Below are 12,740 nucleotides of genomic sequence, written 5' to 3' on the forward strand. Positions count from 1 at the left end.
AACGGCACCGACGCCCGCTCCGCACGCCCACCGCCCCCGCCGCTGCGCAGCACCCCGAGCATCTCCCGCAGCTCCGTCAACGCCTGCCGCCCCATGTCCCCCACCAGCGCGGCGTTCTTCACCGCCTTCTCGGGGTCCTTCCGAGCCACCGCCTGAAGCGCGGCGGCATGCACCACCATCAGACTCACCCGGTGCGCGACCACGTCGTGCATCTCCCGCGCGATCCGCGTGCGCTCCTCGTTACGCGCCCACTGCGCGCGTTCCTCAGCACGCTCGGCGAGCAGCTGGAGCTCCCGCTCCAGACTGTCCGCCCGCTCCCGCAGGCTCTCCATCAACCGCCGCCGCGCCCCCACGTACATGCCCAGCAGCAGCGGCGGCGCGGTCATCCCCAGGGACGTACCGAGCGACGCGAACGGAAGGAACCAGTCCCCGAAATCCACGCCGTCCGCCGCCATGTCCTGCCGCAGGCGCACGAACGTCACGATCAGCGTGCCCAGGAACGACATCCCGGCCAGCGACGCGATGATCCGCCGCGGCAACTCCGACGCCGCCAGCGTGTACAGGCCGACGACGCCCAGCAGGAAGCCCATCTCGGCCGGCGTGATGGCGATCCCCACCAGCACGACCGCGAGCGGCCACTTCCTCCGCACCACCAGCACCGAACCGGCAAGCAACCCGAAGACGACCCCCGCCGCCATCGGGATCCCGGCGTCCCGCGCGAACGGAACCCCCTCCGCCGCGCACTCCAACGCGGACACGGCACCGAGGCTCACATCGAGCACCGCACCGCGCCGCCTGTCCCACCACCAAGGCCCACCCCGGGCCGGTTCGTGGTCTTCCCCCGTCGTGGTCATGCCCTCCAGCCTACGGGCGGGGGGCGTCACATTTCCGGTGACTTTCGACAAGCGATAGGACGCGATATCCCTCGAACTGGCGAACCCCACGCCGTTCACCTCCGGAGGCGAGGATTCCGGCCGGACGGTATGCCCATGGCACATTCACCCAACAAGTACGCCGACTTCGAGGGACTGCGGGCGCGGGCGGTGGCGCTGCGGCGCGAAGGACTCAGCCGACGCCAGATCCGCGACCGCCTGCACGTCGACAACAACGACATCCTCAACCGGCTCCTGGAGGGGGAACCGCCCCCGGAGTGGACGAAGCGTCCGAACGCGAAGGACGACGTGAGGGAGCGGGCACGGGAGCTGCGGCTCCAGGGATGGACGTACGACCAGATCCAGGTGGAGCTGGGGTGCAGCAAGGGCTCGATCTCTCTCTGGGTGCGAGACCTGCCGAAGCCGGAGCGGCGCGAGCCGTCGGAGCAGGCGAAGCTCGCGGCACGGAAGCGGTGGGAACATGAGCTGGCGGTGCGCGATGCCGCACGCGAGCAGACCAAGGCGGCGGCACTGCAAGAGGTCGGTCGCATGACCGAAAGGAGCTGTTTCTTCTCGGCGTGGGGCTCTACTGGGCAGAGGGGGCGAAGGACAAGATCTACAGCCGCCGCGAGTACGTCCTCTTCGTCAACAGCGACCCCGACATGATCAAAGTGTTCATCGCCTGGCTCGAGCTGCTCAAAGTGGAGCGCGAGCGCCTGCGATTCCGCGTAATGATCCACGAGAACGCCGATGTAGCGGCTGCGGAGCAGTACTGGGCATCCCTCGTGGGCACGGACACCACCCGCTTCGGGAAGACGACGCTCAAGAAGCACAACCCCAAGACGGTCCGCAAGAACGTGGGCGATCACTACCGTGGCTGCCTGGTCATCGGTGTCGTGCAGAGTGCTGATCTGTACCGGCGGATCGAAGGCTGGTGGAACGGAATCGTTCTTGGCAGCGCGCCGGGCTCCTCCGGTAAGGTCTGAGGCAGCGATCCGCCGTAGTGTAATTGGCAGCACGGCACCCTTTGGAGGTGTTTCGGTCTAGGTTCGAGTCCTAGCGGCGGAGCTGCCAACGGGCCCTGATCACACGGTCAGGGCCCGCACTCATGCCCCCCACGAACCACCCCGGTATCCTGCGGACGTCCACCCCCACCCCCAAAAGCCGAAGGGCATCCCGTGAGCGCCATTCGCCCGGCAGCCGTCGTCGTCCTCGCAGCGGGTGAGGGCACCCGTATGAAGTCGGCCACCCCCAAGGTCCTGCACGAGCTGTGCGGCCGGTCCCTCGTCGGGCACGTGCTCGCCGCCGCCGGTGAGCTGGACCCCGAGAACCTGGTCGCCGTAGTCGGGCACGCCCGCGAGAAGGTCACCGCGCACCTCGCCGAGGTCGCCCCCGACGTACGCACCGCCGTGCAGGAGCAGCAGAACGGCACCGGGCACGCGGTGCGGATGGGCCTGGAGGCGCTGGGCGGTGCCGTCGACGGGACCGTGGTCGTGGTCTGCGGCGACACTCCCCTCCTCACCGGTGAGACGCTCCGGAACCTCGCCGCCGCCCACACCGCCGACGGGAACGCCGTGACCGTGCTGACCGCCGAGGTGCCGGACGCGACGGGGTACGGCCGGATCGTGCGGGACGGGGCCTCCGGTGCCGTCACGGCGATCGTGGAGCACAAGGACGCCTCGGAGTCGCAGCGGGCGATCCGCGAGATCAACTCGGGTGTCTTCGCCTTCGACGGGCAACTGCTCGCCGACGCGCTCGGGAAGGTGCGGACGGACAACAGCCAGGGCGAGGAGTACCTCACCGACGTCCTCGGCATCCTGCGTGAGGCCGGGCACCGGGTCGGCGCGTCCGTGGCCGGTGATCACCGGGAGATCGCGGGGATCAACAACCGGGTGCAGCTCGCCGAGGCCCGCCGGGCCCTGAACGACCGGCTGCTGACGCGCGCCATGCTGGCCGGCGTGACCGTCGTCGACCCGGCGACGACGTGGGTCGACGTGACGGTGACCTTCGAGCGGGACGCCGTCGTCCACCCGGGTACGCAGCTGGAGGGCTCCACGCACCTCGCCGAGGGCTGCGAGGTCGGTCCGAACTCCCGCCTCACGGACACCCGTGTCGGTGCGGGTGCCCGCGTGGACAACACGGTCTCCCTCGGCGCCGTGGTCGGTCCGGAGGCGACGGTGGGTCCGTACGCGTATCTGCGGCCCGGCACCCGGCTCGGCCCGAAGGCGAAGATCGGTACGTACGTGGAGACGAAGAACTCCTCGATCGGCGAGGGCACCAAGGTCCCGCACCTCTCCTACGTGGGTGACGCGACGATCGGCGAGTACACGAACATCGGCGCGGCGAGCGTCTTCGTGAACTACGACGGGGAGAGCAAGCACCACACGACCGTCGGCTCGCACTGCAAGACGGGTTCGGACAACATGTTTGTGGCTCCTGTCACGGTCGGGGACGGTGCCTACACCGCCGCCGGCTCGGTGATCACGAAGGACGTGCCGCCCGGTTCGCTGGCCGTGGCCCGTGGCCAGCAGCGGAATATCGAGGGTTGGGTGGCTCGTAAGCGTCCGGGGAGCGCGGCGGCGAAGGCGGCCGAGGCGGTGTCCCGGGAGGCCGGCGGCGAAGGCTGACCGGAAACCGGCGCGCCGAACACGGCGTACCGTGATAAGTGCACACCCGCACCCCACCAGCTGAGATGCCCCCGCGGCCAGTCGGGAGAGCGCCTGTGACGCTCAGCTGCGAAACCTCTGAGGAGACAGTGCTGTGACCGGGATCAAGACGACCGGCGAGAAGAAGCTGATGTTCTTCTCCGGCCGCGCCCACCCCGAGCTTGCCGAGGAGATCGCCCACCAGCTGGGTATCGGGGTCGTCCCGACGAAGGCCTTCGACTTCGCCAACGGCGAGATCTACGTGCGTTATCAGGAGTCGGCGCGTGGTGCGGACTGTTTCCTGATCCAGAGCCACACGGCCCCGATCAACAAGTGGGTCATGGAGCAGCTGATCATGATCGACGCGTTGAAGCGCGCGTCGGCCCGCTCCATCACCGTCATCGTGCCGTTCTACGGTTACGCGCGGCAGGACAAGAAGCACCGGGGACGTGAACCGATTTCGGCGCGTCTGATCGCGGACCTGATGAAGACCGCGGGTGCGGACCGGATCCTGGCCGTGGATCTGCACACGGACCAGATCCAGGGCTTCTTCGACGGTCCGGTGGACCACCTGTTCGCGCTGCCGCTGCTGGCGGACTACGTGGGCGCGAAGGTGGACCGCTCGAAGCTGACGGTGGTGTCGCCGGACGCGGGCCGGGTGCGGGTGGCGGACCGCTGGTGCGACCGTCTGGGCGCGCCGCTGGCGATCGTGCACAAGCGGCGTGACAAGGACGTGGCGAATCAGGTCACGGTGCACGAGGTCGTCGGTGACGTGAAGGGCCGGATCTGTGTCCTGGTCGACGACATGATCGACACCGGTGGCACGATCTGTGCGGCGGCGGACGCGCTGTTCGCGCATGGTGCGGAGGACGTCATCGTGACGGCGACGCACGGTGTGCTGTCGGGTCCGGCGGCGGACCGGCTGAAGAACTCGAAGGTGAGCGAGTTCGTGTTCACGGACACGCTGCCGACGCCGCACGAGCTGGAGCTGGACAAGATCACGGTGCTGTCGATCGCGCCGACGATCGCGCGTGCGGTGCGTGAGGTGTTCGAGGACGGTTCGGTGACGAGCCTGTTCGACGAGCAGTAGCCGTTCCGCGGGGCGTCGCCCCTGATCGTTTTGGGTACGGCCTTCCTCTCCGAGTAGACTGCTCAAGTTGCTCGGCGAGGGAGGCCGTACTCGTCTTTTCGAAGGCGTGGGTACGGCGGTCCGTTATCGACGCGCTCTTCGTAGCAGGCCGTTCGTGGCCGGGTGACCACGTCCGTTCTGATTTCTACGAGGAGTGATCATGTCCGAGGTAAAGCTCACCGCCACGACGCGCAGCGAGTTCGGCAAGGGTGCCGCGCGCCGCATCCGCCGTGACGACAAGGTTCCGGGTGTTCTGTACGGTCACGGTTCGGACCCGCTGCACCTGACGCTTCCGGGTCACGACCTGCTGATGGCGCTGCGCACGCCGAACGTCCTGATCGCGCTGGACATCGACGGCAAGACCAACGAGCTGGCGATCCCGAAGTCCGTGCAGCGTGACCCGATCAAGGGCTTCCTGGAGCACGTCGACCTGCAGCTGGTGCAGCGTGGCGAGACGGTCAGCGTCGAGATCTACGTGCAGACCGAGGGCGAGCTGGCCCCGGGCGGCAACCTGCTGGAGCACGTTCTGAACGCGCTGCCGGTCGAGGCCGAGGCGACGCACATTCCGGAGTCGGTCACCGTCTCCGTCGAGGGCCTGGAGGCCGGTGCCTCCATCCTGGCCAAGGACATCCCGCTCCCGGCCGGCACCAAGCTGGCCGTCGAGGATGACACGGTCGTCCTCCAGGTCCTGGCCGCGCAGGCCGAGGAAGCCCCCGCCGAGGGTGAGGGCGAGGCCGCCGAGGCCTGATCCCCGCTACGGTCTTCTTTCGTCGGCCGCTGTTCCCGTGCGGGGCAGCGGCCGACGCGTATGTGTGGACGGGGTGGACTGGTATGAGGGATACGAAGGAGACAGGGACGTGACGACGGACGCGGGTGCGCCCTGGCTGGTGGCCGGTCTCGGCAATCCGGGCCCCGAGTACGCCTCGAACCGGCACAACGTCGGTTTCATGGTGGCGGATCTGCTGGCGGAGCGGATCGGGGCACGGTTCAAGCGGCACGGCAAGGCGCAGGCGCAGGTGGTCGAGGGGCGGATCGGGCCGCCCGGGCCGGCCAACCGGCGGGTGATCCTGGCGAAACCGATGTCGTTCATGAACGTGTCGGGCGGGCCGGTGACGGCGCTGCGGGACTTCTACAAGGTGCCGGTCGGCAACATCGTGGCGATTCACGACGAGTTGGACATCGACTACGGCGTGCTGCGGCTGAAGCTGGGCGGCGGCGACAACGGCCACAACGGGCTGAAGTCGATCACCAAGGCGCTCGGGTCCGACTACCACCGGGTGCGGTTCGGGATCGGGCGGCCGCCGGGGCGGATGCCGGTGGCGGACTTCGTGCTGCGGGACTTCTCGTCGACGGAGCGCAAGGAGCTGGACTACTTCGTGGACCGGGCGACGGACGCCGTCGAGGCTCTGGTGATCGAGGGGCTGGAGCGGGCGCAGAGCACGTACAACTCCTGACGTGCGCCTCGGGCCCGCGTACAACTCCGGACTTGTCCGTCGATGGTTCGCGGGCGAGTTGACCGAACGCACAGGTGTGGCCAATGATCCCGGCCATGCTTGCCTCAGCCACCGCCGCGTCCGCATCCGCTGCCCGTTCCCGTAGGGCCTCACGCGCCGTGCTGCGGTTCGGCCGGGTCGCGGCGATGGGGACGGTGACGGCGCTGATCCTGATCGCGGGCGTGTGGGCGTCCTGGGGTACGGCGCAGCACGTGCTGCTGACCAAGGGGCGGGAGCAGGGCACGGTCGAGGTGACGCGGTGCGGCGGGGGGACGTGCAGCGGGCCGTACGCGCCGGTGTCGGCGGGGTCGCAGGCGCGGGAGCGGGTCGTCATCGAGGATTCGGTCGCCGTGGCGAAGGGGCGGACGTACTCGGTGGTGATGAAGCCCGGCAGTGACGACGTGGTGCGTTCGGGTCCGGCTGGGGTGCTGTACGCGTGGGTGCCGCTGGGCGGGGCGCTGCTGCTGGCGTCGGTGGTGGTGGCGGGCGGTCTGCGGCGGACCCGGGCGGGGTGGGTGTTGGCCGGGGCGGGTGTGGCCCTGCTGACGGCGGCGTTCGTGGCGGTCTGAAGCGTCTGTTCGTAAGTGACGGTGCCCCCGTGCTCTGGGTGAGCGCGGGGGCACCGTCGTGCGTGCGGGGTGCGGGTCAGCCGGTGTTGCGCAGGCCCGCGGCGACGCCGTTGACCGTGAGCAGCAGGGCCCGGGCGAGCAGCGGGTCGGCTTCCTCGCCGGCGGCGGCGGCTTCGCGCTGGCGGCCGAGGAGGGCGACCTGGAGGTAGGAGATGGGGTCCAGGTAGGCGTCGCGGATGGTGAACGTCTGCTTGAGGACCGGGTCGGCGTCCAGCAGTTCGTCCTCGCCGGTGACGCGCAGGACCTCGGCGACGGTGAGCTCGTGCTCGGCCTTGATCCGGTCGAAGACGTGCTTGAGGTCGTCCGGGACCAGGGTGTCGACGTAGTGCTGGGCGATGCGCAGGTCGGTCTTGGCGAGGGTCATCTCGACGTTGGAGATGAAGTTGCGGAAGAAGTGCCACTGCTGGTGCATCTCGTCCAGGACGGTGTCCAGGCCGGCCTCGCGCAGGGCCTTCAGGCCCGAACCGACGCCGTACCAGCCGGGGACGATCTGCCGGGACTGGGTCCAGCCGAAGACCCACGGGATGGCGCGCAGTCCGTCGAGCGAGACGCCCGAGCCGGGGCGGCGGGAGGGCCGTGATCCCAGGTGCAGGTCGGCGAGCTGGTCGACCGGCGTGGAGGCCAGGAAGTACGTGGGCAGGTCGGGGTCCTCGACCAGCTTGCGGTAGGAGGTGTGGGCCGCGTCGGAGACGACGTCCATGGCGGCGTCCCAGCGGGCGAGGGCCTCGTCGGACTGGCGCGGTGCGGTGTGCAGGGCGGAGGCCTGGAGGGTGGCCGCGACGGTCAGCTCCAGGTTCTCCCGGGCGAGGGCCGGGATGAGGTACTTGTCGGAGATGACCTCGCCCTGCTCGGTGACCTTGATCTCGCCTTCCAGGGTGCCCCAGGGCTGGGCGAGGATCGCGTCGTGGGTGGGGCCGCCGCCGCGGCCTACGGTGCCGCCGCGGCCGTGGAAGAGACGCAGGCGGACGCCGTAGCGGTGGGCGACGTCGCGCAGGCGGCGCTGGGCGCGGTGGATCTCCCACTGCGAGGTGGTGATGCCGCCGAACTTGGAGGAGTCCGAGTAGCCGAGCATGACCTCCTGGACGTCGCCGCGCAGGGCGACCAGGCGCCGGTAGGAGGGGTCGGCGAGGAGGTCCTCCAGGATGGTGTCGGCGGCCTTCAGCTCGTCGGTGGTCTCCAGCAGCGGCACGATGCCGATCTTCGCCCAGCCCGCGTGCAGGTCGATCAGCCCCGCCTCGCGCGCCAGCACCGCCGCCGCGAAGACGTCGTCGGCGCCCTGGCACATGGAGATGATGTAGGACTCGATGACCTCGGGGCCGAACACCTCCAGGGCGCGCTTCACGGTCTGGAAGACGCCGAGGGTCTTCTCGCCGGCGGCGTCGACGGGCGCCGGGCTGGGCGCCAGCGGACGCCGGGACCGCAGTTCCTTGGCGAGGAGCTTGGCGCGGTACTCGCGGGGCATGTCGGCGTAGCGCCAGGACTCCTCGCCGAGCCGGTCGAAGAGCTGGCCGAGGGCGTGGTGGTGGGCGTCGGCGTGCTCGCGGACGTCCATGGTGGCGAGCTGGAGGCCGAAGGCGGCCAGCGTGCGGATGGTGCGGGCGAGGCGGCCGTCGGCGAAGAGGCTGCCGCGGTGCTCGCGCAGGGAGGTCTGGACGAGCCGCAGGTCGTCCAGGAGCTGTGCGGTGCCGAGGTAGTCGCGGCCGGCCACGTGCGGGGTGCCCTTGGCGAGGCGCTCCTTGGTGTTCTCCAGCTTCTGCCGGATGCAGGTGGCCTTGAGCCGGTAGGGCTCCTCGGCGTTGAGGCGCTTGTAGCGGGGGCTGATCTCGGGCAGCCGCTCCAGGTCGGCCCGGAGGGACTCCAGGAGCTCCTCGGTGGCGCCGGCGTAGCGGATGGAGTTGGAGAGGAAGCCGCGCAGCTCGTCGATCATCTCCAGGGCGTCGTTGATGCCGTGCTCGTGCTGGAGGATGAGGACGTCCCAGGTCACCTGCGGGGTGACGTTGGGGTTGCCGTCGCGGTCGCCGGCGATCCAGGTGCCGAAGGTGAGCGGGCGGGTGTCGTCGGGGAGCTTGACGCCGGCCCGCTCCAGCTCCGCCGTCAGGTCCTCCAGGACGTCGCCGACGGCGCCCGCGTGCAGTTCGTCGAGGTAGTAGATGGCGTTGCGGGCCTCGTCGGCGGGTTCCGGGCGGACCACGCGCAGCTCGTCGGTCTGCCACACCAGGTCGATGTTCTCGGCGAGGCGGGTGTCGAGGCGGCGCCGGTCGGACTCGATGACCGGGGTGTCCAGGAGGGCGGCGATGCGGCGCAGCTTGTTGAGGACGGAGCGGCGGGCGGCCTCGGTGGGGTGCGCGGTGAAGACGGGCCGGACGTTGAGGTTGCGGACGGTGTCGCGCAGGTGCTCGGGGTCGGCGTCCTTCAGGCGGTCGGCCGTACGGGCGAGCAGTCCGCCCTCGGCGGCGCGCTTGGCACCCAGCTCGCGGCCGCGGTGGACCTGCTCGGTGACGTTCGCGAGATGGAAGTAGGTGGAGAAGGCGCGGACCAGCTTGGCCGCGGTCTCCAGTTCGGTGCCGCGCAGCAGCTCGGCGGCGGCCTCGCCGTCCTCTCGGGTGAGTCGGCGTACCTTCTCGACGAGTTCCAGCAGCTCGGGGCCTTCCTGCCGGACGAGGGTCTCTCCGAGGAGATCACCCAGCCGGCGGATGTCGGCGCGCAACTCGCTGCTGGTCGTCGTGGTGGTCTGGTCGTCGGCACTGCTCACAGGTGCGGCTCCTTGCAGTGTTGAAGCTCGTCTGGGAGGGAACCCGGACGGCGTCTCGCGCGGCGGGCGCCGCTTACGGGCCGGACGTCCGGGAAGAATTTCAGAGCGGACCGCGCTGTCCGACCGACTCCAGGATAGGTGTCGACCAGGACGCGCAGGCTCTCGGGCTCTTGCCGCGGGACAACGCGCTGCCATACTTACGTCGCCGTAGGTTACGGAACCGTAGGAAACCGTGCATGGTTCCCGAGACCCGGCACCGGACACGACCCTCGACCCCACAGGGGACGCGCATGACCACAAGTTCCGATGTGATCCCAGACGCTCCGAAGCCCTCCGACGGCACCGCCGCGCCCTCCGCAACGCTGGGCGGTGAGCACAAGCGGTCCCTCGAACAGATCACGCTGCTGCTGTTCATCACCGTCCCGTTCCTCGCGCTGGCGGCGGCGGTCCCGCTGGCGTGGGGCTGGGGCGTGAGCTGGCTGGACCTGGGCCTGCTGGTCTTCTTCTACTTCCTGGGCTGCCACGGCATCACCATCGGCTTCCACCGCCACTTCACCCACGGCTCCTTCAAGGCCAAGCGGCCGCTGAAGATCGCGCTGGCGATCGCCGGCTCGATGGCCGTGGAGGGGCCGCTGGTCCGCTGGGTGGCCGACCACCGCAAGCACCACAAGTTCTCCGACGACGAGGGCGACCCGCATTCGCCGTGGCGCTACGGAGAGACGGTGCCGGCCCTGATGAAGGGCTTGTGGTGGGCCCACATCGCATGGATGTTCGACGAGGAGCAGACCTCGCAGGAGAAGTACGCCCCGGACCTGATCAAGGACCCGGCGCTGCGCGCGATCTCCCGCCAGTTCGTCCTGTGGACGGTGGCGTCCCTGGCCCTTCCGGCACTGATCGGCGGGCTGGTCACGATGTCCTGGTGGGGCGCGTTCACCGGGTTCTTCTGGGGTTCACTCGTCCGGGTGGCGTTGCTGCACCACGTGACGTGGTCGATCAACTCGATCTGCCACGCGGTCGGCAAGCGCCCGTTCAAGTCGCGGGACCGTTCGGGCAACGTGTGGTGGCTGGCGATCCTGTCCTGCGGTGAGTCCTGGCACAACCTGCACCACGCCGACCCGACCTCGGCGCGGCACGGGGTGATGCGCGGGCAGCTGGACTCCTCCGCCCGGCTGATCCGCTGGTTCGAGCAGTTCGGGTGGGCGTACGACGTGCGGTGGCCGTCACGCTCGCGTATCGATTCCCGCCGGAACACGGACCAAGGCGGCTCCCGCCGCCGGAAGGAAACCGTCGAAGCGGCATGATGGTCGCCGTGGCGACCGACTCCAGCAGCACCCCGAGCAATGAGAAGCCGCGGCGCGCGCGTCGCACCCGGATGACCGGTGCCGAGCGCCGCCAGCAGTTGCTGGAGATCGGTCGCACCCTCTTCGCGGCGAAGGGTTTCGAGGGCACGTCGGTGGAGGAGATCGCGGCGAAGGCCGGGGTGTCCAAGCCGGTGGTGTACGAGCACTTCGGCGGCAAGGAGGGGCTGTACGCGGTGGTGGTGGACCGTGAGATGGGGCGGCTGCTGGACATGGTGACCAGCTCCCTGACCGCCGGCCACCCACGCGAGCTGTGCGAGCAGGCGGCCTTCGCGCTCCTCGACTACATCGAGGAGTACACGGACGGCTTCCGCATCCTGGTCCGCGACTCCCCCATCCCGCAGTCCACGGGTTCCTTCGCCTCCCTCATCTCGGACATCGCCACCCAGGTGGAGGACATCCTGGGCCGCGAGTTCAAGAACCGCGGCTTCGACGCCAAGCTGGCCCCGCTGTACGCGCAGGCGCTGGTCGGCATGGTCGCGCTGACCGGGCAGTGGTGGCTGGACGTGCGCAAGCCGAAGAAGGCGGAGGTGGCGGCGCACCTGGTGAACCTGGCGTGGCACGGGCTGGACGGCCTGGAGCCGAAGCCGCGGCTGATAGGGCACCGCAAGAGCTGAGCGCCGGCCGGCGGGGCGGTACGTCCTCGTCGTCCGGCGCCCGTCACCGCACCGGAGAGAACACTGATGCAGCCGCTGCGCGGAATCACCGTCGTCTCGCTCGAACAGGCGGTCGCCGCTCCCTACGCCAGCCGCCAGCTCGCCGATCTCGGCGCCCGGGTGATCAAGGTGGAGCGCCCCGGGGCGGGGGACTTCGCCCGCGCCTACGACACCCGGGTACGCGGCCTGAGCTCGCACTTCGTGTGGGTGAACCGCAACAAGGAGTCCCTCACCCTGGACTTCAAGGACCCGCGCGGCACGGACGTACTGCACCGCCTGATCGCGAAGGCCGATGTCTTCCTGCAGAACCTGGCCCCGGGGGCGGCGGCCCGGGCCGGGCTCGGCGCCGAGGAACTGTGCGCGCGGCACCCGCGCCTCATCGTGTGCGACATCTCCGGCTACGGCGCCCCCGGCCCGTACGAGGGCCGCAAGGCGTACGACCTGATGGTGCAGTCCGAGTCGGGGCTGCTGTCCGTCACGGGCTCGCCGGACGACATGGCCAAGGTGGGCATCTCGGTGTCGGACATCGCCGCCGGGATGTACGCGTACAGCTCGATCCTCGGCGCGCTGCTGGAGCGCGGGCGGACGGGCCGGGGCACGCATCTGGACGTGTCGATGCTGGAGGCCACCGTGGAGTGGATGGGCTTCCCCCTCTACTACGCCTTCGACGGGGCCGAGCCGCCACCGCGGGCGGGCGCCGCGCACGCGACGATCCACCCGTACGGGCCCTACACGGCGGGTGACGGCAAGGTCGTCATGATGGCGATCCAGAACGACCGCGAGTGGCGCGGTTTCTGCGCGGGCTTCCTGGACCGTCCGGAGCTGGCCGCGCACCCGGACTACGCCACCAACGCGGACCGCAACGCGCACCGGGAAGCGCTGGGCGCGCTGATCGCGGCCCGTTTCGCGGAGCTGACCAGCGCGGAGGCGATCGCACGGCTCAGTGCGGTGCCGGTCGCGAGCGCCCGGGTGAACACGCTCGCCGAGGTGTGGGACCACCCCCAGCTGGCGGCGCGCGGCCGCTGGCACCAGGTGCCCACACCGGCCGGTCCCGTACCGGCGCTCGCCCCTCCCGGCCCGACCGGGGACGCGCCCCGCATGGACGCGGTACCGGCCCCTGGCGAGCACACCCGCGCCGTACTCGTGGAGCTGGGGCTGTCCGAGGAGGCCGTGGACGCGCTCGTCGCGGACGGGGTGGCGTGAGCG

At 70.0% G+C, this 12,740-nt stretch carries 10 protein-coding genes, 1 tRNA gene and 1 pseudogene; 10 read left to right on the forward strand and 2 right to left on the reverse strand.

Annotated features, from left to right (window positions below; genetic code table 11):
• A partial coding sequence (locus EBH09_RS14785) for a histidine kinase (protein ID WP_238697339.1) occupies positions 1-854 on the reverse strand: 854 nt, incomplete at its 3' end.
• 135 nt (positions 855-989) lie between these two features.
• Here EBH09_RS14785 and EBH09_RS14790 point away from each other — a divergent pair.
• The 7 genes and pseudogenes from EBH09_RS14790 (at position 990) to EBH09_RS14820 (ending at position 6,708) form a co-directional block, all read left to right on the forward strand.
• Positions 990-1,858 (forward strand): annotated as a pseudogene (locus EBH09_RS14790) (hypothetical protein).
• Positions 1,859-1,866: 8 nt separating this feature from the next.
• Positions 1,867-1,940, forward strand: a tRNA-Gln gene (locus EBH09_RS14795).
• A gap of 110 nt (positions 1,941-2,050) precedes the next feature.
• A complete protein-coding gene (gene glmU / locus EBH09_RS14800) occupies positions 2,051-3,499 on the forward strand; it encodes a bifunctional UDP-N-acetylglucosamine diphosphorylase/glucosamine-1-phosphate N-acetyltransferase GlmU (RefSeq protein ID WP_121747476.1) in 1,449 nt (482 codons plus the stop codon).
• A gap of 133 nt (positions 3,500-3,632) precedes the next feature.
• Positions 3,633-4,607 (forward strand): ribose-phosphate diphosphokinase, encoded by a 975-nt coding sequence (locus EBH09_RS14805; protein ID WP_121747477.1) that lies wholly within the window; start codon positions 3,633-3,635, stop codon positions 4,605-4,607.
• 199 nt (positions 4,608-4,806) lie between these two features.
• The gene (locus tag EBH09_RS14810; protein ID WP_121747810.1) at positions 4,807-5,394 is read left to right on the forward strand and encodes a 50S ribosomal protein L25/general stress protein Ctc; all 588 of its coding nucleotides are present in this window, start codon (positions 4,807-4,809) and stop codon (positions 5,392-5,394) included.
• A gap of 109 nt (positions 5,395-5,503) precedes the next feature.
• Positions 5,504-6,100 carry an aminoacyl-tRNA hydrolase gene (gene pth / locus EBH09_RS14815; protein ID WP_121747478.1) on the forward strand — a complete coding sequence of 199 codons (597 nt, stop codon included), beginning with the start codon at positions 5,504-5,506 and terminating at the stop codon, positions 6,098-6,100.
• An 83-nt stretch (positions 6,101-6,183) separates the two neighbouring features.
• Complete coding sequence (locus EBH09_RS14820) at positions 6,184-6,708, forward strand: hypothetical protein (protein ID WP_121747479.1); 525 nt, start codon at positions 6,184-6,186, stop codon at positions 6,706-6,708.
• A gap of 76 nt (positions 6,709-6,784) precedes the next feature.
• On the opposite strand, the gene ppc is transcribed toward EBH09_RS14820, so the two are convergent.
• Complete coding sequence (gene ppc, locus EBH09_RS14825; protein WP_121747480.1) at positions 6,785-9,520, reverse strand: phosphoenolpyruvate carboxylase; 2,736 nt, start codon at positions 9,518-9,520, stop codon at positions 6,785-6,787.
• Positions 9,521-9,810: 290 nt separating this feature from the next.
• On the opposite strand from ppc, the gene EBH09_RS14830 reads away from it, so the two are divergent.
• The 3 genes from EBH09_RS14830 (at position 9,811) to EBH09_RS14840 (ending at position 12,737) form a co-directional block, all read left to right on the forward strand.
• Complete coding sequence (locus EBH09_RS14830; RefSeq protein WP_121747481.1) at positions 9,811-10,821, forward strand: acyl-CoA desaturase; 1,011 nt, start codon at positions 9,811-9,813, stop codon at positions 10,819-10,821.
• Positions 10,818-11,495, forward strand: a complete 678-nt coding sequence (locus EBH09_RS14835) for a TetR/AcrR family transcriptional regulator (protein ID WP_121747482.1) — start codon at positions 10,818-10,820, stop codon at positions 11,493-11,495. Before EBH09_RS14830 ends, EBH09_RS14835 begins: the two co-directional genes overlap by 4 nt.
• A 66-nt stretch (positions 11,496-11,561) precedes the next feature.
• Positions 11,562-12,737, forward strand: a complete 1,176-nt coding sequence (locus EBH09_RS14840; protein ID WP_121747483.1) for a CaiB/BaiF CoA-transferase family protein — start codon at positions 11,562-11,564, stop codon at positions 12,735-12,737.
• Positions 12,738-12,740 lie beyond the last annotated feature (3 nt).

Origin of the sequence: Streptomyces sp. E2N166 (assembly GCF_003671715.1) — a bacterium.
GTDB classification, from domain to species: Bacteria; Actinomycetota; Actinomycetes; order Streptomycetales; family Streptomycetaceae; genus Streptomyces; species Streptomyces thinghirensis.

Excerpts from the sequence above, each read along its gene's own strand:
- EBH09_RS14820 (WP_121747479.1), top strand. The coding sequence starts at position 6,184 with ATGATCCCGGCCATGCTTGCCTCAGCCACCGCCGCGTCCGCATCCGCT.
- EBH09_RS14810 (WP_121747810.1), top strand. The coding sequence starts at position 4,807 with ATGTCCGAGGTAAAGCTCACCGCCACGACGCGCAGCGAGTTCGGCAAG.
- EBH09_RS14840 (WP_121747483.1), top strand. The coding sequence starts at position 11,562 with ATGCAGCCGCTGCGCGGAATCACCGTCGTCTCGCTCGAACAGGCGGTC.
- EBH09_RS14835 (WP_121747482.1), top strand. The coding sequence starts at position 10,818 with ATGATGGTCGCCGTGGCGACCGACTCCAGCAGCACCCCGAGCAATGAG.
- EBH09_RS14830 (WP_121747481.1), top strand. The coding sequence starts at position 9,811 with ATGACCACAAGTTCCGATGTGATCCCAGACGCTCCGAAGCCCTCCGAC.